The sequence below is a fragment of the Sphingobacterium spiritivorum genome (genome assembly GCF_016724845.1).
In the GTDB taxonomy this organism is placed as follows: Bacteria; Bacteroidota; Bacteroidia; order Sphingobacteriales; family Sphingobacteriaceae; genus Sphingobacterium; species Sphingobacterium spiritivorum_A.
In genome coordinates, this window is record NZ_CP068082.1 from 1,525,435 (window position 1) to 1,544,913 (window position 19,479).

General features: G+C 38.9%; 24 protein-coding genes. 3 read left to right on the top strand and 21 right to left on the bottom strand.

Annotated features, from left to right (window positions below):
* Positions 1-5 precede the first annotated feature (5 nt).
* The 4 genes from I6J03_RS06300 to I6J03_RS06315 are packed head-to-tail and all read right to left on the bottom strand — an operon-like array spanning position 6 to position 2,694.
* Positions 6-1,349: an alpha/beta hydrolase family protein gene (locus I6J03_RS06300; RefSeq protein WP_003008455.1), complete on the bottom strand. Its 1,344-nt coding sequence runs from the start codon at positions 1,347-1,349 to the stop codon at positions 6-8.
* A complete protein-coding gene (locus tag I6J03_RS06305; RefSeq protein ID WP_003008458.1) occupies positions 1,349-1,939 on the bottom strand; it encodes a hypothetical protein in 591 nt (196 codons plus the stop codon). The genes I6J03_RS06300 and I6J03_RS06305 overlap by 1 nt, the downstream gene beginning before the upstream one ends.
* Positions 1,926-2,429 carry a hypothetical protein gene (locus I6J03_RS06310; protein ID WP_003008461.1) on the bottom strand — a complete coding sequence of 168 codons (504 nt, stop codon included), beginning with the start codon at positions 2,427-2,429 and terminating at the stop codon, positions 1,926-1,928. The genes I6J03_RS06305 and I6J03_RS06310 overlap by 14 nt, the downstream gene beginning before the upstream one ends.
* A complete protein-coding gene (locus tag I6J03_RS06315) occupies positions 2,419-2,694 on the bottom strand; it encodes a DUF2089 family protein (protein WP_003008465.1) in 276 nt (91 codons plus the stop codon). The genes I6J03_RS06310 and I6J03_RS06315 overlap by 11 nt, the downstream gene beginning before the upstream one ends.
* Before the next feature lie 348 nt (positions 2,695-3,042).
* Between I6J03_RS06315 and I6J03_RS06320 the strand changes: the two genes are divergently transcribed.
* Complete coding sequence (locus I6J03_RS06320) at positions 3,043-3,783, top strand: lysophospholipid acyltransferase family protein (RefSeq protein ID WP_003008468.1); 741 nt, start codon at positions 3,043-3,045, stop codon at positions 3,781-3,783.
* Positions 3,784-3,786: 3 nt separating this feature from the next.
* On the opposite strand, the gene I6J03_RS06325 is transcribed toward I6J03_RS06320, so the two are convergent.
* Together I6J03_RS06325 and I6J03_RS06330 are read right to left on the bottom strand one after the other, a co-directional pair.
* Positions 3,787-4,887 (bottom strand): glycosyltransferase family 2 protein, encoded by a 1,101-nt coding sequence (locus I6J03_RS06325; RefSeq protein WP_201694235.1) that lies wholly within the window; start codon positions 4,885-4,887, stop codon positions 3,787-3,789.
* A 16-nt stretch (positions 4,888-4,903) separates the two neighbouring features.
* A complete protein-coding gene (locus I6J03_RS06330) occupies positions 4,904-5,878 on the bottom strand; it encodes a lysylphosphatidylglycerol synthase domain-containing protein (RefSeq protein WP_003008478.1) in 975 nt (324 codons plus the stop codon).
* 91 nt (positions 5,879-5,969) lie between these two features.
* Between I6J03_RS06330 and ruvC the strand changes: the two genes are divergently transcribed.
* Entirely contained in the window at positions 5,970-6,539 is a 570-nt protein-coding gene (gene ruvC, locus I6J03_RS06335; RefSeq protein ID WP_003008480.1) for a crossover junction endodeoxyribonuclease RuvC, read from the top strand.
* A gap of 2 nt (positions 6,540-6,541) precedes the next feature.
* On the opposite strand, the gene I6J03_RS06340 is transcribed toward ruvC, so the two are convergent.
* Positions 6,542-7,585, bottom strand: a complete 1,044-nt coding sequence (locus I6J03_RS06340) for a hypothetical protein (RefSeq protein WP_003008483.1) — start codon at positions 7,583-7,585, stop codon at positions 6,542-6,544.
* Positions 7,586-7,934: 349 nt separating this feature from the next.
* Between I6J03_RS06340 and I6J03_RS06345 the strand changes: the two genes are divergently transcribed.
* On the top strand, positions 7,935-8,408 hold the full coding sequence (locus I6J03_RS06345; RefSeq protein WP_002997421.1) for an Lrp/AsnC ligand binding domain-containing protein: 474 nt from the start codon (positions 7,935-7,937) through the stop codon (positions 8,406-8,408).
* Between the two features lie 52 nt (positions 8,409-8,460).
* Here I6J03_RS06345 and I6J03_RS06350 read toward each other — a convergent pair whose 3' ends face one another.
* The 14 genes from I6J03_RS06350 to secY all read right to left on the bottom strand — a co-directional run bounded on the left by I6J03_RS06350 (position 8,461) and on the right by secY (position 19,476).
* Positions 8,461-9,528 carry a M20 family metallo-hydrolase gene (locus I6J03_RS06350; protein WP_003008486.1) on the bottom strand — a complete coding sequence of 356 codons (1,068 nt, stop codon included), beginning with the start codon at positions 9,526-9,528 and terminating at the stop codon, positions 8,461-8,463.
* Positions 9,521-10,321 carry a pyrroline-5-carboxylate reductase gene (gene proC / locus I6J03_RS06355; protein WP_003008489.1) on the bottom strand — a complete coding sequence of 267 codons (801 nt, stop codon included), beginning with the start codon at positions 10,319-10,321 and terminating at the stop codon, positions 9,521-9,523. Before proC ends, I6J03_RS06350 begins: the two co-directional genes overlap by 8 nt.
* Before the next feature lie 21 nt (positions 10,322-10,342).
* Complete coding sequence (gene argB, locus I6J03_RS06360; protein WP_003008492.1) at positions 10,343-11,140, bottom strand: acetylglutamate kinase; 798 nt, start codon at positions 11,138-11,140, stop codon at positions 10,343-10,345.
* A 21-nt stretch (positions 11,141-11,161) separates the two neighbouring features.
* Complete coding sequence (locus I6J03_RS06365; RefSeq protein WP_003008494.1) at positions 11,162-12,130, bottom strand: Rossmann-fold NAD(P)-binding domain-containing protein; 969 nt, start codon at positions 12,128-12,130, stop codon at positions 11,162-11,164.
* Between the two features lie 11 nt (positions 12,131-12,141).
* Positions 12,142-13,278, bottom strand: coding sequence for an aspartate aminotransferase family protein (locus I6J03_RS06370; RefSeq protein WP_003008497.1), 1,137 nt, complete (start codon positions 13,276-13,278; stop codon positions 12,142-12,144).
* 147 nt (positions 13,279-13,425) lie between these two features.
* Complete coding sequence (gene rplQ / locus I6J03_RS22785; protein ID WP_003008500.1) at positions 13,426-14,175, bottom strand: 50S ribosomal protein L17; 750 nt, start codon at positions 14,173-14,175, stop codon at positions 13,426-13,428.
* Positions 14,176-14,328: 153 nt separating this feature from the next.
* Positions 14,329-15,321, bottom strand: a complete 993-nt coding sequence (locus I6J03_RS06380) for a DNA-directed RNA polymerase subunit alpha (RefSeq protein ID WP_003008503.1) — start codon at positions 15,319-15,321, stop codon at positions 14,329-14,331.
* 94 nt (positions 15,322-15,415) lie between these two features.
* The gene (gene rpsD / locus I6J03_RS06385) at positions 15,416-16,024 is read right to left on the bottom strand and encodes a 30S ribosomal protein S4 (protein WP_003008506.1); all 609 of its coding nucleotides are present in this window, start codon (positions 16,022-16,024) and stop codon (positions 15,416-15,418) included.
* Between the two features lie 60 nt (positions 16,025-16,084).
* Entirely contained in the window at positions 16,085-16,474 is a 390-nt protein-coding gene (gene rpsK / locus I6J03_RS06390) for a 30S ribosomal protein S11 (protein WP_002997450.1), read from the bottom strand.
* Positions 16,475-16,484: 10 nt separating this feature from the next.
* On the bottom strand, positions 16,485-16,862 hold the full coding sequence (gene rpsM, locus I6J03_RS06395; RefSeq protein WP_002997453.1) for a 30S ribosomal protein S13: 378 nt from the start codon (positions 16,860-16,862) through the stop codon (positions 16,485-16,487).
* Positions 16,863-16,889: 27 nt separating this feature from the next.
* Positions 16,890-17,006: a 50S ribosomal protein L36 gene (rpmJ, locus tag I6J03_RS06400; protein WP_038702005.1), complete on the bottom strand. Its 117-nt coding sequence runs from the start codon at positions 17,004-17,006 to the stop codon at positions 16,890-16,892.
* Positions 17,007-17,046: 40 nt separating this feature from the next.
* A complete protein-coding gene (infA, locus tag I6J03_RS06405; protein ID WP_002997456.1) occupies positions 17,047-17,265 on the bottom strand; it encodes a translation initiation factor IF-1 in 219 nt (72 codons plus the stop codon).
* A 76-nt stretch (positions 17,266-17,341) separates the two neighbouring features.
* Entirely contained in the window at positions 17,342-18,124 is a 783-nt protein-coding gene (map, locus tag I6J03_RS06410; protein ID WP_003008509.1) for a type I methionyl aminopeptidase, read from the bottom strand.
* An 11-nt stretch (positions 18,125-18,135) separates the two neighbouring features.
* Entirely contained in the window at positions 18,136-19,476 is a 1,341-nt protein-coding gene (secY, locus tag I6J03_RS06415) for a preprotein translocase subunit SecY (RefSeq protein WP_002997460.1), read from the bottom strand.
* Positions 19,477-19,479: the final 3 nt, after the last annotated feature.

Sequence of the window (19,479 nt, forward strand, 5' to 3'; positions counted from 1 at the left end):
GGAACCTACTTCGTAACCTGTTTTAACCAGGAAAAAAGGTCTTTAAGGACATCCTCACTGAATGTTTCTTCCAATTCCCCGTATTCATTTATCAATCCTGTATGTGCATGCTGAAAAAGATGGTTAAGGTCAGGATACATTTTTATGAAATCCATCTTATGTTTATTGGCTTCCGAAATTTTATACACCGAATTGAGATTCTGTTCAGCCGGAACCTGTAAATCTTTTCCGCCATATACTGCGAATATAGGACATTTGACTGCTTTCAATACAGGAACGGGATCAAAACGGATGAAATACCGAAACCATTTGGATGTAAATTCAGAAAGCGCTTTATCATTGGCTGCAACATCCGCCAGTTGTTTCTTTACCTCTTCATCCGAAAGATTGCTTTTCAAAACTTTATATACACGATTATTGAGCGCCTTTGCCTGTTGCAGCTTCTCTTCAGACATGCCATAAGCTTTTCCAATAGCATAATTCTGCAAAACCATTAATGAATCTATAGCAATAGCAGGTCCCGCCAGCATAGCGATGAATGCAATATCTTTATCTTCAGATGCTAATAAAGGTGCAATCATCCCTCCTTCACTATGTCCTATGACTCCTATCTTTCGGATATTGATATCTGTACGTATTCTCAGAAAATTGATTGCAGCGCGGGCATCATTTGCAAAGTCACGTGTCGTAGCTGTACCAAATGATCCGGTAGATGATCCTACTCCTCTGTCATCATAGCGCAGTACTGCAAATCCCCTGCGGGTCAGATAATCGGCAATCAGCTTAAAAGGTTTATGGCCAAACAGCTCACTGTCCCGGTTCTGCGGTCCGCTTCCTGTTACCAGAACAACCGCCGGAAAATTCCGGCCCTTTGCAGGTAGGGTTAAAGTACCCGCCAATGTTACTTTGGATACAGGATTTTCAAAGGTCACATTTTCTTCTTTGTACGGGAACGGACCTTCCGGCTCCTGCGGACGCTTTATTACAGTAACTGTATCCAGACTTCTGGTCAAACGCAGCGGAATATTACCTCCCCCCTGCTGAAACAATCCTGTGATTACATTTTTGCTGAGCTCTCCCTGAAATACTATTCCGGCAGAAGCCATCTTAAAGGTAACCTGATTCTTTTCGAATGATACCTCACTGAGCGGTAATCCTATTGCTCCTTGTCGTGGACTATCCATTTTTCCGGAGAATTTGCCATTGCTCTGGTGGATATGAAAAACCAAAGGAATTTCCTGCCCCGAAGCATCCAGAGAACCTTTCCAGGTACCTATGATATTCTGCCCGAAAGCTACAGGTAACATCGAAATAAAGAAAAGAGTATATATATACTTTATAATATTCATTAGAAATACGGAAAATAAAATTGTACAATCAAATCAGCTATTAAAAAAATAATCACAATAGCTCCATTGACAATTATCTTTTTATTATTCATTGCAACTTTCATACCCTGAATAAGTATATAGAAATAATAGATCATTATCAACAACGAAAACAGGCCAATAAATATCACTAAAAACAGATCTAATTTCGAAACTGTTTCCAGCTTTATATCTCCGGCTGCAACTGCTTTGGTAATTTTTTCGGTAGCAGATTTGGATTTATCCAGTACAACAAGAACTGAGGTCAGATAAATAACTATTCTTGCTATCAAAACTGTATTGAGGACATCAATAAACCTTGTTTTTGCGTATATCATTTTCGCAAACAAAAACAATATCACCGAAGGAAGTACCGTATTAACTAAATTATTAATAAACGGAAAGTATAATGCTGTGCTTTCACCAAATCGTATATTAATAAAACCATTATACTTAATGTGGTAAAAATAGGCGAACAGACTTCCCAAAAAGTAAAAAATGACACCCGTAATAAATAATGATCTTTCAGAAAAATCATCAAAAGGTTTAAGATATATTTTACCTGCTTTCATCTGCTTTTTTAGATTTTAGAAATTCATCCATAATTTTGCTTAGCTCCTCCGGGCGCTGCGTCCCTATTAAGATCTGACTTCCATTCTTCAAGGCAATTTTAAGCCCGTATTTACCTTTTGTAGTATAGGCTATTCCGGCGGATGAAATCCGCATACCCCAGCCTCCATAATCAAAAATGGAGTATTTCACGACTTTATACGTATGGATATCTTCAAACCTGTAGGTTTTATTCCATAAGAATGGTTTGAAGTCTACGAATATTCCATTATCACTAATTTCTGTCCGCAACTTAATCGCCACAAAAAACACAACCAGTGCCAACCAGATATAGAATGGTATATAAGTCAAAATTTCCATAAGCATCTTGTACCAATTTTCCGAAAAAGACAGGGATGCACCGGCACTATATATAGGAATAAATAAAGCTAACAGAGATATCCACAGCCACCATTGTGAAAAAGATTGTACTTCCTTAAACTTACTGCTCATATCCTAAACTTTTTATTTTTTGAATCAGATCATCCAGCATATTACGTACTGTAGGATAACTCTTTCCCAGATCTCTGGCCATATCTTTCAGACTGCCGGAGTTATACAGAAATCCCAGTACGAATTCCTGCTCCTCAACGGTAAGATGCATAAGAACAGGAAGTGAAAATTTGCCAACAACTTCTGTTTCACAAGCCTCACAAACTAGCTTGGATACTTTAAGCTTGGCATCACAGCTGGGACAGGTAACAGGTATTTTTTTCATTCTATTTTTTTAAATCATAACTGTATGGTTCGGAAATCACTAATCGTTCTTCTCAAACAACTCAGGTAATACTATATTGACTTTTGTATCTATAATTATTGATACAAATATAAACTTTATTCATATAAAAATGAATATTATTAATACATATATAAATAATTCAAAACAATACATAAACTTATAATAACAAAAACTCAATATTACAGTCATTACATTCTCTTTTGTCATTCATACTTTAACGTTGGCAATTGAATTTTACATCAGTAACTTGCGTATACTTGCTCTATTATTATAATTGCATATAAAAGCAAGTTTATCTAAGTTTGCAGCATTAAATACACACAACAAATGAGAAAAGTTCTTGGATATATTCTTTCACCTATATTTTATTTATTTTTTGCCCTGGAACTGGTTATATTTCACCCTATCCAATGGCTATGTCTGAAATTAGGCGGATATAGTGCGCACAAACGCAGTGTAGATCTGTTAAATTTTACGCTATTGAGTGACAATTTTCTACTTTTCAATCCTGTAAAATTTATTAATGAGCATCATATCCCTACAGGACAGCCTATTATCTTTGTTGCCAATCACCAGAGTCCGTTCGATATTCCTCCGATGATTTTCTTCCTTCGTAAATATCATGCTAAATTTATTTCGAAGATTGAACTTGCAAAGGCTAATATTCCGAGTATCTCCTATAATCTCAAATATGGAGGCGCCGCCAATATTGACAGAAAAGATTCAAAACAGTCTATCAGTGAAATTCTAAAATTAGCCAACAATATGAAGACCAAAAACTGGTCTGTGTTTATTTTCCCGGAAGGTACACGTACCAAAACCGGAAAAATGAAAGAGTTCTCTGTAGGAGGTATTGCGACTATATTAAAGAAAAATCCAACCGCACTGGTCGTCCCTATCGCAATAAATGGTTCATATGAAATGGTAAAGTACGGTATGTTTCCGCTGAATCCTTTTACAAAAATGTCGTGGGAAATTCTCCAGCCTATAGAACCGGCAGGAAGGACTGCTGAAGAAATCGTGAAAGAGGCTGAATTGGCAATTCGCGCTAAGGTAAAGGGAAGTTAAATCCTATTTAACTATCCGTCCTTTCCAATCGTATTTACCTATATTACCGGCAACACCGATATACACAAGGTATATAATGTGTCCGACAGTGAGTATAGGTAAGTACTTTAAGAGATCTGTACGATTAGCAAATTCACATAAAGGTCTCATAAAGTATAATTCGACAGCAAACTTGATTAAAATAACGGCAAAGATCAACGCACCTAAGGTTGAGGGGAACAGAAATGCCAGTAATCCGCTCAGGATCATGGCCAGATTGAACAGCCAGATACTCACCCCTAATACGATCACACTTTTATTTTTATAGCGTGTGCTTTTGGAAGCCCAACGCTTACGCTGACTGATAAAAGATGCCATATTAGGCTTAGCATCTGTATATACGATAGCTGCAGGCGATTTACAGAATCCAATTTTATCAGCATATTTTTCGGCAACTTTATGCAAGAGCAGTTCATCGTCTCCTGATGCCAGATCATCAATACCCTTGAAACCATCCATCTCATAGAATACATCTCTTCTATACGCGAGATTTGCGCCATTGCAGGTAGTAGGATGACCATTACAGATACCTGCAGCTCCTAATCCTATCAGATAGAGGAATTCCAGAGTCTGTGCTTCTTCAAACGGATTCTTTTCTTCCGAATACACAACAGGTGATGAAACCATATAGGAATCATATTCCTCAAAAAAACCGACCACGGTAGACAACCAGTGACGTCCCATCCGACAGTCGGCATCTGTAGTGACAATAATTTCACCCTGTGCAATATCAATAGCATTAGAAATAGCTTTCTTCTTATATGAATTCAGTTTATCACTCTCATTCATCTGCAGCAATTTCACCCCTTTAACGGCATAGAGCCTCACAATCTCAGCCGTACGATCTGTTGAATGATCATCGATAACAATGATTTCCAACAATTCCTTAGGATAATCCTGATTCAATAAGCAATTGATGGTACGCTCGATGACCTGTTCCTCATTGCGTGCCGCAATCAATACCGAAACAGTTGTAGAAGGAGTGGCATCCGAAGTCACAAACGTAGAAATAGAAGCCCATCCATTACGCATATACAGCACTAAAGCGACATACACGATGGTCATTATAATGAGAAAAACGCTAAGACTTGTTATCACTTAAATAATTAACTTTTATTGCAAAAAATGAGCCCAGAATCGCCGGTAAAATCAGATTGACAAACCAGATACAGGAAACAATGGCCATAACAGCAATCTCCTGTGTAGTAATGTAACTATATAAATTACTGGCAACAAAACTCCGGACACTAAAATCAAATAAATCAAGCGAAGGTACGGCAGATTGTATAAAAAACAAGATAAAAATCATCAAAACCATTGATAAAAATGGTAAATCCGGAAGAATTACTTCCATCAGGATGATATATTGTGAAGTGAAGATAATAAACCGGGATAATGACAGCCCAAGAATAACAAAAAGTTCACGTCTGTTATAGTCTTCGAGAACGGAAAAAAAAGGTTGTATTTTTTTAAGAAAGTTAATTCTGCGAACCAGTTTGTCCACCCAGTGTACATTGAAGAAAATTAGGAGAAACACAGCTGAATAGATTATTCCTGCCGCCCATGCAAGAATCTTCATCCCAGGTTGTAAAGAAAGAAATGTCGTCATAAACCAGGCAATACTCAGCGCCCCGAATATACTGGTCAGTACTAGCTGGGCAAAATGCCCGACTCCCATCGCTACTGCTCCGGATGCACGGTTTTCTGCTTTTAAATACATCACCCTACCGCCATACTCTCCTATCCGGTTTGGTGTAAAAATAGCCCATGTAAGACCGCAAAAAACAGCTTCCGTTGCCCTCCACCAACTGATCTGTTCGATACGCCGGCTGATAAACTTCCATTTTACAATCTCCAGAAACCAGTTGCAGAACATCAGGAAAACAACAGCAATCAATACTCCGGTAACCAGATTTTTGTCCAGTCCTTTCATCAGGAGCTTGAATTCATAAAGATTATGCTGATTGCTGACTTTAGAATATATATACCACCCCGCTAATAGCAGAACAGCAATCTTGATAATTAAATTGAGATATTTCCGGGTATTATTTGTCAAAATAGTTTGTTGCGAACGGCACAATTTTACTAATTTTTAATGACATCCCGTTAAGTTAATTCACAAAAGAAAAACGTAATATTGTACCAGCATGCAAAAGGAAAAGACTAAAGAGCGTATTATTCTGGGAATTGATCCGGGAACTGTGGTGTTGGGCTATGGATTGTTAAAGGAAACCGGCAAAAAAATATCCCTTATTTCTCTGGGTGTTATTAAAATGGGACACCTTGACGATCATGCCTTGAAACTGCAGCGTATCTTTAAGAAGACTTCTGCTCTTATCGAAGAATACAAACCTGACTGTGTAGCCCTTGAAGCTCCCTTTTATGGTAAAAATATTCAGGTGATGCTCAAATTGGGTCGTGCTCAGGGGGTAGCTATGGCAGCAGCACTGAATCATGATATTCCTATCTTCGAATATTCTCCCCGTAAGATAAAGCAATCCGTGACTGGTAATGGTAATGCGACAAAAGAACAGGTCGCAGCCATGCTAAAAACTTTACTGAGCTTTAACGAAACTCCCGAATTTCTTGATGCCACAGATGGCCTGGCAGTTGCGGTCTGCCACTCTTTCCAACAAAATACGTCTTCTTCCGGAACATCAAAAAGTTACAGCGGATGGGAAGCTTTTATCAAAGACAACGAAAAACGTGTCAAATAGATTTATAACTGTACCTGCCGGATCACATTCTTCACATTCAGCTCTATGATATCTGTCATAGACTTACACTTGAGATACTGCTTATTATCGTGAAATTCGGCATATCCCTCTTTCAGACGGTTGATATTCTCTACTGAAGATAGTTGTTGGGTCTTGGAAGCATCACGCAGGTCTGCGATACGATGACGCTCGCTTCTTACCCTGTGTACAATAGATGATCGCTCTTCCTGTTGATACTGAGATACAGTGCGGTCATTGAGATAATCCATACAGATCTTCACATACGGGAAATTTTCTTTAAAAAACTGGGGCATATATACTTTAGGATTGCCCTCATAAAACTGCTGGTCAAAATCTATTGCCCGTATACGGAACTGGAAATCGTCAAAATCTGGTGTAATCTGCATCACAAAATTGTAAGCCCTCATATCTCCAAGTAAGGTAATAATACATCTTTCATTGAATTTTACAAATTCCTTGGCAATACGGGTCATATTATAGTCCGGGGAGTACATTCGGGATTTAGTAAATACATCTCCGGGAATACCTACAATATGCTCTTCGACCAATGTTTCGTGATCAACCAGATAATTGACCTGATTGGGAGACAAGATTTCCTCTAATTCCAATCCATAGATGCGCGAGGCATCCGCCTGCTTTATATAAAAGTAATCGTATACATCGTTCAACCGATTGACAATACGGATACGGAAAGGTCTCGTATTTCCGAATGCGCAGTACTCTATACGATCTATATACTTGTGCTGGACTATTCGGGTATTTCCGGAAGCTTTGAGCTGTGCATAGATTATTTTGAGTCCTTCATACAACTGATCCTGTAAATACGGCGGATACAGGGGTGTTTCCCAAAAGGTATCATTTCCGTATTTATCCATTACGGGAACGGTTTCTGTAAACGTTAATAAATCTTTATAGGCGATAGGCAATTTACCATCCCGTTGGTACATTTTCAGATATTTATGCAGTCCGGATCCTACCGGAAATATCGGCTTCTTCCTTGATATCTTTACGTCATCGTATTCCATGCCTGTATTTTTTATAAATATACTGATTTAATAGACTTGGACTACTAGTAATTTTTTTAAACTAATGACATATTAATTATGAAATTAATACCTCAATAACCAAAAATCTTATTATTTTTGTAAAATTATCAAGAATATCAAATAAAAGAATTGAAAAAAGAATACGCTATAGTTGAAAGGGACTTAAAAACAATCACCTGTAGTACTAACCACATATAGACCAGGATATTTTTGAATGAAAAACTTACAATTTAATTGTGATGAAAGCCGTAGAAATCTACGATCTTTCATCCTGTCACATATATAAAGATCTTAACAAAGACATATTTTAAACACAAATACAGGATTTATGGAAAATAATTATTCCAACTACGATTTAGATACACTAGACATCCAGATCTTGTCCATATTAATGGAGGACGCTTCGATTCCGTACACCGAAATAGCTAAAAAATTAATTGTTTCCGGCGGAACCATACACGTTCGTATGAAAAAAATGGAAGAACTTGGAATCATCCGTGGTTCTAATCTGATTATCAATCCTCAAAAAGTAGGTTTTGATATCACTGCATTCTTAGGTATCTATCTGGATAAAGGATCTCAATATGCCGATGCTGTAGAACAATTAAAGAAAATCAAAGAAGTAGTTGAGTTACATTATTGTACAGGTCAATACAGTATCTTTGCGAAAATTATCTGCCGGGATACCGGACACTTACGTAAAGTCCTGAATGAGGATATTCAATCTGTAAAAGGTATTCAGCGCACAGAGACTATCATCTCGCTGGAGGAAAGTATTAAGAGACAGATCAGTCTGATCTAAAAAAAGAAATACATCCAAAAAGCGCCATTAGTAAATATTAATGGCGCTTTTTTTAATGTACGATTTGATCTAATATCTGTATATAGAGAGGAATTCCCTGTTCTATTTCATGGACATAAATATATTCGTCTGCCATATGCGAACGTGCAGAATCCCCTGGTCCCAGTTTTAAAGAAGGTATACGTAATAATGCCTGATCGCTCATCGTCGGCGAACCGTACGTATGGCGTCCTAATGCTGTACCGGCTTTCACAACCGGATGATCTTTAGGAATAAAAGAAGAAGTAAGACGTGTAGATCTTGCTTTGACAGATGATCGTACATGTTGCTGAATAATGGCCAGCGTTTCTTCATTACTGTAAGCATCAGTCGTACGCACATCGACCACAAAAGAACAGGTTGACGGCACTACATTATGCTGGGAACCCGCATTTATCTGAGTAACTGACATCTTTACAGGACCCAGACTTTCTGATTCTTTAGGAAAACGAAAAGTTCTGAACCATTCGATATCCGGCATTGCTTCATAAATAGCATTTACACCTTCTTCCCTTGCAGCATGACCGGCTACACCCTCTGACTCACAGTCCAGCACCATCAAGCCCTTTTCGGTAATGGCGAGATCCATAAGTGTAGGTTCACCTACTATTGCAAAATCCAGACTTCCCAAATCTTCTACGATAGCAGATATACCGTTGAGTCCTGAGATTTCTTCCTCTGCTGTCGCTGCGAAACAAAAATTATATCGCAGATCCTTTTGTTCATAAAAGTGCAGGAATACGGCAATAAGAGATACCAGACAACCGCCTGCATCATTACTCCCGAGACCAAAAAGTTTATCACCGATAATCTCAGCCTGAAAAGGATCTCTGGAATATCCGGGATTCGGTTTTACTGTATCATGATGTGAATTCAGCAAAATAGTAGGCTTACCGGCATCGTAAAAGCGGTTATATGCCCAGATATTATTTCCCTTTCGATGCGTCTTTACAGCATATGACTCCAGATAGCGTTGAATATGATCTGCAGTATCGGCTTCCTCCCTGCTTAAAGACGGAATACGAATCAGCTCCTGCAACAGACGAATACTTTTATCGATCAGGGTCAGCATATTACTCATTATATAATCCGCCGGCTTTGGCAGCAGAAAGCTTTATCCCTTTTATAAAAGCAGAACTGAATCCATTATGTTCCATTTCGTTCAACCCTGCGATTGTACAGCCTTTGGGACTGGTTACTTTATCAATCTCACTTTCAGGGTGGTTTTGTGTCTGCAGTAAAAGATCAGCAGCACCTTTGGCAGTCTGAATAGCCATTTTCAAAGCATCATGCGCATGAAATCCGATTTCTACACCACCCTGGGATGCTGCACGTATACTTCGTAAGAAAAACGCAATACCACAGGCACACAAAGCTGTGGCAGAGGTCATCAGATCTTCGTTGATCACCACTACAGCTCCTACCGTTTCGAAGAGTTGCTGCACCTGTTCCAACTGCTGTTCGCTGGCATTATCGGTAGCGATACAAGTCATAGACTGCCCGATAGCAATTGCGGTATTTGGCATAGCACGTACCACAGGTATAGTACTGCCTAATATCGCTTTCACATCTGCACAGGACACGCCTGAAACTACAGAAACAATAAGCTGGTGAGCACCGATAGTTGGTTCCAGCTCCTCCATCACTTTCCTGAGTTGCTGAGGCAGGACCGCAAGAACTATAATATCCGCAGTTTCAATAGCTGCAGCATTGTTATCACTCACCCCGAAGCCTTCTTGCTTCTCTTTATCCAGTGCGGACAACGATCTTCTCGTCAATGTAATAGCAGAAGCCGGATAAGCTCCTGATTTAACGAGCCCTTTTGCAAGGGAAAGCCCGATATTTCCTGTTCCGATAATTGTTATTTTACTCATGGTTGTAGGTTGATTTATTTCTTATTTAGCGACCAGGCAGGTCCCGAAATGGCTCTGCTGAAACAGATGCAGATTATTTGCATTACCTACGTATACATGCTTTACACCCTTACGGATAGCATCAAAGGCATTCTGCAATTTAGGAATCATTCCGGTATGGATCACGCCTTCTTTTTTAAGTTGTTCAAAATCTTTGGCACTTATACGTTCAAAAACAGAGTTTTCATCTGTCACATCCCGTAATACACCATTCTTTTCAAAACAATAAATCAGCGAAGTCTCATACAAATCTGCCAATGCAACTGCCAAAGCGGATGCAATGGTATCTGCATTCGTATTCAGCAACTGTCCGACACCATTGTGCGTGATAGCAGAGAAAACAGGTACAAACCCAGCTTCCAATACTTTCTTTATGGAACCTGTATTGATGGAATCGTGCATGATATCTCCAACAAATCCATAATCGATGTCTTTGACAGGTCGCTTCATCGTACGGATCGTATCTCCGTCAGCACCACTAAGTCCTAATGCATCGCAATTCAAATTTTGTAGTTTAGAGACAATGGATTTATTGGTAAGACCTGCATAAACCATTGTGACGATTTTCAGCATTTCAGCATCAGTAACTCTTCTGCCATCAATCAGGTTAGCTTCAATCCCTAACTCTGTAGCCAATCTTGTAGCGATCTTTCCACCACCGTGTACTAATATTTTTTTTCCGGATAACGCAGAGAATTTTTCCAAAAAATCATTCAGATCCTGCTCATTATCAATTACATTACCACCAATCTTTATAATATTCAGCGTACTAACCCCCATAGTCTACTTATTGCTTTCGTTTTATTTCTTTAAATTTTCCAACATTCTTTTGATAACTACCTGAGCAGCCCATACTCTGTTGCTTGCTTCTTTAATAACAAGAGAATTGGGTCCGTCCAAAATTTCGGAAGACAGTTCAAGGTCACGTCTTACCGGAAGGCAATGCATTACCTTAGCATCATTAGTCAGTTTTAACTTCTTATTATCCATCATCCAGTCTTCTTCTATCGGATATACCTTGCCGTAATCTTCATATGAAGACCAGTTCTTGACATATACAAAGTCCGCATCTTTAAGACTCTCTTTGAGATTGGTAGAAACAGTAGCTCCTTCCGTAAATTCTTTCGCGAGCTGATAGCCTTCCGGTTGTACAACCGTAAACTCTAACAGACCTTCTTCCTGAGCTCTGCACATCCATTCCGCAAATGAATTAGGCACAGCCTGTGGCAATGCTTTCACATGAGGAGCCCATGTCAACACGACTTTCGGTTTACCCGGCTTGTTCCAATGTTCTACGATCGTAATCAGATCTGTCAGGCTTTGTAAAGGATGTCGGGTTGCACTTTCCAAAGAAACAACGGGTACAGCACAATATTTCATAAACTTGCTGAACAGATCTTCGCTGTAATCTTCTTTTCTGTCTTTCAACTTTGGAAAAGAACGCAGTCCCAGTATATCACAATATTCACCCATGACTGCAGCTGCCTCACGGATATGCTCTACCGTAGTACCATTCATTACCACACCGTCCTGTGTCTCTAAAGCCCAGCCATCTTTATCCATATTCATGACCATGACATTCATACCCAGGTTCATTGCTGCTTTCTGGGTACTCAAACGGGTACGTAAACTCGGATTTAGAAAAACTAAGCCCAGTGTTTTATGTCTGCCCAGCTCTTCATTGGCATTTGGATTAGCCTTTAAAGCTAATGCTTCCTTAACAGCCTCGGAGAGATTCGGGATATCGTCTACTGAAAAAAACTTGTTCATATGCTATTATTCTAAAGGGCTTTTAATCTTCTGTCAAATGCTTCCAAAAATTGATCAGCATGCGCTTTTGTTATGTTCAATGCAGGAAGTAAACGGATCACATTCGGTTTAGCTTCACCGGTAAAGATTTTCTCTTTTTCCAGAAGTTCTTTTTTGAGCGTAGACAATTCTTCCGGAAGATCTATACCAATCATTAAACCTCTTCCTCTTACTTCTTTGATCCTGTCTATTTCCTTCAGCTCTGTTATCAGATACTGACCTACTTCTTCCGCATTTTTTAACAGGTTGTCCTGCTTTATTACCTCTAGCACAGCCACTGCGGCTGCACATGCAAGATGGTTTCCACCGAATGTAGTGCCTAACATACCAAAGACAGCTTTGAACTTCGGAGCAATACTGATCGCACCTATCGGAAAACCATTCCCCATACCTTTGGCCATAGTATATATATCCGCGTCGATACCGGCATAATCATGCGAGTAAAAAGATCCAGTACGTCCATAGCCACACTGCACTGCGTCTGCTATGAATACCGCATTATGCTGATCACATAAAGATCTGATCAATCTCAGGAATGGAACAGAAGCTTCCTGTATACCTCCAACGCCTTGTATGCCTTCTATTATCACAGAAGATATTTCATCTCCATAGGAGTCAAAAGCTTGCTGCAGAGCCTGTTCATCATTAAACGGAAGAAAGACCACATTATCCGTTTCATTTACAGGAGCTACAATATTCGGATTGTCCGTCGCAGCCACCGCCAGAGATGTACGTCCATGAAATGCCTTGGTAAAGGAGATTACCTTTTTACGTTTATTATAGAAAGAAGCCAGTTTCAATGCATTTTCATTTGCCTCAGCTCCTGAATTGCACAAAAACAGATGATAGTCTGTTTTGCCGGACACCTCTCCCAGTAAATGCGCCAGCTCCTTTTGAATCGGGATTTCAACGGAATTGGAATAAAAACCTATCTCATTAAGCTGATCCGTCAATCGTCGCACGTAATGTGGGTGAGTGTGTCCAATAGAAATGACTGCATGTCCACCATACAGATCTAAATAAGCATTTCCTGCTGCATCCCACACCGTAGAACCTTTTGCTTTTACGATGTTGATCGGATTAATGGGATAAACGTTAAATAAGTCCATTTATGATTTAAGTAAAAATAAGGATGTACCCACCCCAGAATGAGATACAAATATAAATAAGTAAAAACTAATTGAGGACAATTAAAGACACAAAAAAAGTCCTCTTGAATATAAGAGGACTTTTTTATGTACCGTTATGGCTTGAAATTATTCAGCTTTCTTGCCGCCGTCTAATTCTGCTTTAAGTTTTTCCAATTCTTCGAATTTACCATCAGCAGCTAATTGTGCTTGCTCAGGCCATGTAGTAGGAACTGCAGTGTTGTAGTTCGACCCAGCCTCAGCTAGTAATTCTTCGATTTTAGAAACTTCTGCTGAAGCTAATTTTGCAAATGTGTCGATACCTGCACCCACCAAGATCTCAGCGATCTTAGGACCGATACCTTCTACGATAGTCAAATCATCAGCTTTAACTTCTGCTTTTGCAGCTTTTTTCGCTGTTGTTTTTTCTTCAGTAGCTCCTTCTGCAGCTTCAGTTTTTTTCTTACCACCACGACGACGAGTAGTTTTCTTTTCCGTAGCAGCTGTTGCTCCGTATACTTCGTTATAGTCTACCAACTCGATGAATGCCATTTCAGCATTATCACCCAGACGATTTTCCATTTTGATGATACGTGTGTAACCACCCGGACGATTTGCTACTTTCTCAGAGATCTCACGGAATAAGATAGTGACAGCATCTTTATCTTTCAGGTAAGAGAAAACTGTACGACGTGAGTGAGTTGTATCGTCTTTTGATTTTGTGATCAAAGGCTCAACATAAGTACGTAATGCTTTAGCTTTAGCCAAAGTAGTAGTAATACGTTTGTGTTTGATCAATGATGTAGCCATGTTTGCTAATAACGCTTTTCTATGGCTATCAGTGCGGCCTAAGTGATTTACTTTTTTTCCGTGTCTCATTTTTTTAATGTTGTTTATGCATACCGTCCTTTTTCTGAATAAAGTCCCGGAATATTAAAAAGAGTATTATAAAAATTATCTTTTATTGTTTCCTCAGGCTCTTCTATCCCGCAAAGGGGAATTATGCAACAGGTCGCTTAATTAAATTAATTATTATTCTTCGTCTAACTTGAATTTAGACAAGTTCATTCCGAATGATAAACCTTTCGATTTTACCAATTCCTGGATTTCGCTTAAAGATTTCTTACCAAAGTTTCTGAATTTCAACATATCAGCAACGTCGTATGTAACCAACTCTGCCAATGTGCGAATGTCAGCAGCTTTAAGACAGTTCAATGCACGAACTGAAAGATCAAGATCTACTAATTCAGTTTTAAGAATCTTACGCATATGTAAGATTTCTTCGTCTACTACTTTAGTCTCTTCTTTTGTTTGAGATTCCAATAGCATATTCTCATCAGAGAATAACATGAAGTGTTGGATCAAAATCTTAGCTGCTTCTTTCAAAGCATCCTCTGGGTGGATAGAACCATCAGTAGTGATGTCTAACAACAATTTCTCGTAGTCAGTTTTTTGTTCTACACGGTAGTTCTCAATGGTATATTTAACATTCTTAATCGGAGTAAAGATAGAGTCGATCGCGATCAGACCTACTGGTCCGTCCGTTACTTTATTCTCCTCAGCATTAACATATCCACGTCCCTTAGCAACGCTCAATTCAACTTCAATAGTAACAGAGCTATCCATGTTGCAAACAACAAAATCAGGATTAAGAACTGTAAAATTGTTAGAGAATTTAGTGATATCACCGGCTAAGAATTGCTCTTGCCCATTGATTACTACAAATATTTTTTCGCTATCACCTTGTTCACCAGTCTTTTTGAAACGAACCTGCTTCAAGTTCAAGATAATCTCAGTTACATCTTCTACTACACCTTTAATAGTAGAAAATTCATGAGAAACTCCTGAAAACCTTATCGACGTAATTGCATATCCTTCTAATGAGGACAATAAAATACGGCGCAAAGCATTACCAATTGTCACGCCAAATCCTGGTTCTAATGGACGAAATTCGAACGTACCATCAAAATCAGTAGATTTTTGCATGATAACTTTATCCGGTCTTTGAAATGCTAAAATTGCCATTTAATTTCTATTAAAGTTTTATTTGTAATAATACTTATGTATACAAATAGGATAATGCATAACCGAATGATTATGCATGATCCTATTTTATTTATTATTTAGAGTATAACTCTACGATTAAGTTCTCTTTGATGTTCTCTGGAATATCAGTTCTTTCAGGGTAACTTAAGAAAGTACCTTTGAATTCATTTGCATTCCACTCTAACCAAGCAAACTTGTTAATCTTTCTTCCTTCAACAGAAGTAGTTACAGCTTCTAGAGACTGTGAACGCTCACGTACAGCGATTACGTCACCCGGACGCAGACTGTATGAAGGAATATTAACAACACCACCGTTTACAGTGATATGCTTGTGAGATACTAACTGACGGGCAGCAGCACGAGTAGGTGCAATACCTAAACGGTATACAGTGTTATCTAAACGAGCTTCTAACAATTTCAAGAAGTTCTCACCTGTAATACCTTGTTTAGCTGCAGCTTTCACGAATAAGTTTGAAAACTGACGCTCTAATACACCGTAAGTGTATTTTGCTTTTTGTTTTTCTAACAACTGAATAGCATATTCAGATTGTTTTCCTCTGCGCTTTGATGGACCGTGTTGGCCTGGAGGATAATTTTTCTTTTCTAGCGCTTTATCTGGGCCGAAGATCGGCTCTCTGAATTTACGGGCAATTTTGGACTTAGGTCCTGTATATCTAGCCATTTTTTGTTTCGTTTAAAGTATCAGTCAACCTATAGCTGACGAATCTTATCTTTAAAATTATTAAACTCTTCTACGTTTTGGAGGACGACAACCGTTGTGTGGAAGTGGAGTGATATCTTTGATAGTAGTCACATCGATTCCTACAGTTTGTAATGTTCTGATTGCTGACTCACGTCCTGCACCAGGTCCTTTAACGAATACTTCAACTTTACGCAATCCCAGGTCATGCGCAACTTTACCACAGTCAGAAGCTGCTTGAGAAGCTGCATACGGAGTATTCTTTTTAGAACCTCTGAAGCCCATCTTACCAGCACTTGACCAAGAAATAGTCTGACCTTGGTTGTTTGTCAAAGTTACAATGATATTGTTGAACGTTGCGTTAATGTGAGCTTGACCAACAGGCTCAATAACAACGATACGTTTTTTTGTAGCTTTTTTAGTTTTAGCCATTTCTTAATTATTATTTAGTAGCTTTTTTCTTGTTTGCAACTGTCTTACGTTTACCTTTACGGGTACGGGTGTTGTTTTTAGTACGTTGACCACGAACAGGTAAATGTTTACGGTGACGTAATCCACGGTAACAACCGATATCCATCAGACGTTTGATGTTCAATTGAACTTCTGAACGTAAAGCACCTTCAACCTTCAATTCATCATTGATGATTGTACGGATTGCTGCCAATTGATCGTCATTCCAGTCCTGAACTTTAACGTCCTCACTGATTCCTGCCTTATCTAAGATATAAGCCGCTGTTTGGCGACCAATACCGAAAATATAAGTAAGGCCGATCACACCTCTTTTGTTTTTAGGTAAATCTATACCTGCTATCCTTGCCATATATTATTAAGCGATTATTTTTAATAATTACCCTTGACGTTGCTTGTACTTAGGGTTCTTTTTGTTAATTACAAAAACTTTTCCTTTACGACGGATGATTTTGCAATCCGCGCTGCGTTTTTTTATTGATGCTCTTACTTTCATGATCTATATTTTTAAAAGCTGTAAACCAAGCCTGTATTACCTATTTGTAACGGTAAGTAATACGTCCTTTAGTTAAATCGTAAGGAGACATTTCTAATTTTACTTTATCTCCAGGAAGAATTTTGATATAATGCATACGCATTTTACCAGAAATGTGAGCAATAATCTCATGCCCATTTTCCAACTCTACCCTGAACATTGCATTAGAAAGTGCCTCTCTAATTATTCCATCTTGTTCTATTGAGGCTTGTTTAGCCATATATTCTTGATTATTAACTGTTAAATAGCCTGCACAAACAGGAGTGCAAAGATAAATAAAAATAATTGTAAATCAATTACTTTTTGTTCAAAACTTTCTCTACGTGTTCAAATGTTAACAATACATCAGGTTCTCCCTTACGAATTGCGACCATCTGTTCAAAGTGTGCGGATAACTTTCCGTCGACAGTACTCACTGTCCAGCCATCATCCCAGAATTTCACTCCGGCTTTTCCTGCATTGATCATCGGCTCGATACAAATGACCAATCCTTGTTCCAATTTAGGTCCGGATCCTCTTTTACCATAGTTTGGCACTTCAGGTTTTTCATGTAAGTGGAAACCCACACCATGACCTACCAGTTCTTTGACAATACCATAGTTATAAGGAGCGACATATTCCTGAATTGCTGAAGAGATATCTCCTACTCGTTTTCCCGCCACTGCCTGTGCAACTCCGCGATTCAATGATTCTTTTGTCACATCCAACAGCTGTTGTGCTTCTGCACTGATCTCACCTACTCCGAAAGTATAAGCGGAGTCACTGATAAAACCATTAAGGTTAACACCTCCGTCCACAGAAACCAAATCACCGTCTTTTATGACATACTCACTCGGGAACCCATGAACTATCTGATCGTTAACAGAAATACAAAGTGAGTATGGGAATCCATGATAATTGAGAAACGCTGGCGTTCCGCCATTATCATGGATAAAATCATAAGCTAATTTATCAAGAGACAGGGTGGTGATACCAGGTTTGATAACCTTGGCCACTTCACCAAGCAACTGCGACAGCACATCTGCTGATTTTCGCACCTGCTCTATTTCATCCTCTGATTTGTAATATACTTTAGACATGCTAAAGAAAATTATATTGCTGACTGATCAATACCTTCAACCGTCGCAGACGTAGAACGTCCTTTGATACGGCCTGTTTTCATCAATCCGTCATAATGACGCATCAATAAATGGCTTTCGATCTGTTGCAAAGTATCCAATACCACACCAACCAAAATCAACAATGACGTACCTCCATAGAAGTGGGCAAATTGATTATTGATTCCAAATAAACTCGCAATTGCCGGCAATATTGCAATGATAGCAAGAAACACTGCCCCCGGGAAAGTGATATTAGAGATCACTCTGTCGATATACAGGTTCGTATCATATCCAGGTTTGATTCCGGGAATGAAACCTCCGTTTTTCTTCATATCCTCAGACATTTGCTGAGGGTTAACCATGATAGCTGTATAGAAGAATGTAAATGCAATGATCAACACTGCAAAGGTCACATTGTACGCTACAGAAGTATAGTTACTTAATGAAGTTAAAAAGTCAGATTGCATACCAGGGAAAAACTGGCTTAATGACATAGGCACAAACATGATCGCCTGAGCGAAAATGATTGGCATTACACCAGCAGCATTCACTTTCAAAGGAATGTACTGTCTTACACCACCTACTTGCTTGTTACCTACGATTTTCTTAGCATACTGTACAGGTATCTTACGAACACCCTGAACAATCAAAATGGTAAATATAACAACAAAGAATAAAGCAAGGAACTCCAACAACAATGGAATAGGTCCACCACCGTTAGGGCTCATACGCGTTACCCATTCTGCTGTAATACCACTTGGTAATTGTGCAATAATACCTGCCATGATAATCAATGAGATACCATTACCGATACCCTTATCCGTAATTTTCTCCCCGAGCCACATCACGAATAAAGTACCTGCAGTCAAAACAAAAGTAGAAAGGATCGTAAACATCGGATCAGCAATTATTCTTGCACCTGGTTCGATTTGCGTTTTCACGTAAGCGACAGCCTGAACAAGTGTGATTGCCAATGTCAGATAACGAGTAATCTGGTTCATTTTTTTACGACCAGACTCTCCTTCCTTTTGCATTTTCTGGAAATAAGGTACCGCAATGCCCAGTAACTGGACAACGATGGATGCCGAGATATAAGGCATTACTCCGAGAGCAAAAATAGCTGAACGGGAGAATGATCCTCCCGCAAACATATCCAACAACCCTAAAAGGCCTTCTTTGTGGCCTGAAGCTAAAGCAGCAGGGTTAACTCCTGGTAATACTATATGACATCCAACACGGTAAATCAGAAGAAAAAGCAATGTATTAAGAATACGATTGCGCAGATCTTCAATTTTCCAAATATTGGTTAAGGTTGTGATTAGTTTCTTCATGTA

Bases quoted from the DNA above. Each gene is read 5' to 3' on its own strand.
- I6J03_RS06380 (WP_003008503.1), bottom strand. From the start codon at position 15,321: ATGGCAATTTTAGCATTTCAAAGACCGGATAAAGTTATCATGCAAAAA.
- I6J03_RS06320 (WP_003008468.1), top strand. From the start codon at position 3,043: ATGAGAAAAGTTCTTGGATATATTCTTTCACCTATATTTTATTTATTT.
- I6J03_RS06315 (WP_003008465.1), bottom strand. From the start codon at position 2,694: ATGAAAAAAATACCTGTTACCTGTCCCAGCTGTGATGCCAAGCTTAAA.
- I6J03_RS06350 (WP_003008486.1), bottom strand. From the start codon at position 9,528: ATGAGTAATATGCTGACCCTGATCGATAAAAGTATTCGTCTGTTGCAG.
- rpsD (WP_003008506.1), bottom strand. From the start codon at position 16,024: ATGGCTAGATATACAGGACCTAAGTCCAAAATTGCCCGTAAATTCAGA.
- rpsK (WP_002997450.1), bottom strand. From the start codon at position 16,474: ATGGCTAAAACTAAAAAAGCTACAAAAAAACGTATCGTTGTTATTGAG.
- I6J03_RS06300 (WP_003008455.1), bottom strand. From the start codon at position 1,349: ATGAATATTATAAAGTATATATATACTCTTTTCTTTATTTCGATGTTA.
- map (WP_003008509.1), bottom strand. From the start codon at position 18,124: ATGTCTAAAGTATATTACAAATCAGAGGATGAAATAGAGCAGGTGCGA.
- proC (WP_003008489.1), bottom strand. From the start codon at position 10,321: ATGAGTAAAATAACAATTATCGGAACAGGAAATATCGGGCTTTCCCTT.
- rpsM (WP_002997453.1), bottom strand. From the start codon at position 16,862: ATGGCAAGGATAGCAGGTATAGATTTACCTAAAAACAAAAGAGGTGTG.
- I6J03_RS06365 (WP_003008494.1), bottom strand. From the start codon at position 12,130: ATGAACAAGTTTTTTTCAGTAGACGATATCCCGAATCTCTCCGAGGCT.
- secY (WP_002997460.1), bottom strand. From the start codon at position 19,476: ATGAAGAAACTAATCACAACCTTAACCAATATTTGGAAAATTGAAGAT.
- rplQ (WP_003008500.1), bottom strand. From the start codon at position 14,175: ATGAGACACGGAAAAAAAGTAAATCACTTAGGCCGCACTGATAGCCAT.
- I6J03_RS06345 (WP_002997421.1), top strand. From the start codon at position 7,935: ATGGAAAATAATTATTCCAACTACGATTTAGATACACTAGACATCCAG.
- rpmJ (WP_038702005.1), bottom strand. From the start codon at position 17,006: ATGAAAGTAAGAGCATCAATAAAAAAACGCAGCGCGGATTGCAAAATC.
- I6J03_RS06325 (WP_201694235.1), bottom strand. From the start codon at position 4,887: ATGACCATCGTGTATGTCGCTTTAGTGCTGTATATGCGTAATGGATGG.
- I6J03_RS06340 (WP_003008483.1), bottom strand. From the start codon at position 7,585: ATGGAATACGATGACGTAAAGATATCAAGGAAGAAGCCGATATTTCCG.
- I6J03_RS06310 (WP_003008461.1), bottom strand. From the start codon at position 2,429: ATGAGCAGTAAGTTTAAGGAAGTACAATCTTTTTCACAATGGTGGCTG.
- ruvC (WP_003008480.1), top strand. From the start codon at position 5,970: ATGCAAAAGGAAAAGACTAAAGAGCGTATTATTCTGGGAATTGATCCG.
- infA (WP_002997456.1), bottom strand. From the start codon at position 17,265: ATGGCTAAACAAGCCTCAATAGAACAAGATGGAATAATTAGAGAGGCA.
- I6J03_RS06305 (WP_003008458.1), bottom strand. From the start codon at position 1,939: ATGAAAGCAGGTAAAATATATCTTAAACCTTTTGATGATTTTTCTGAA.
- argB (WP_003008492.1), bottom strand. From the start codon at position 11,140: ATGGGGGTTAGTACGCTGAATATTATAAAGATTGGTGGTAATGTAATT.
- I6J03_RS06370 (WP_003008497.1), bottom strand. From the start codon at position 13,278: ATGGACTTATTTAACGTTTATCCCATTAATCCGATCAACATCGTAAAA.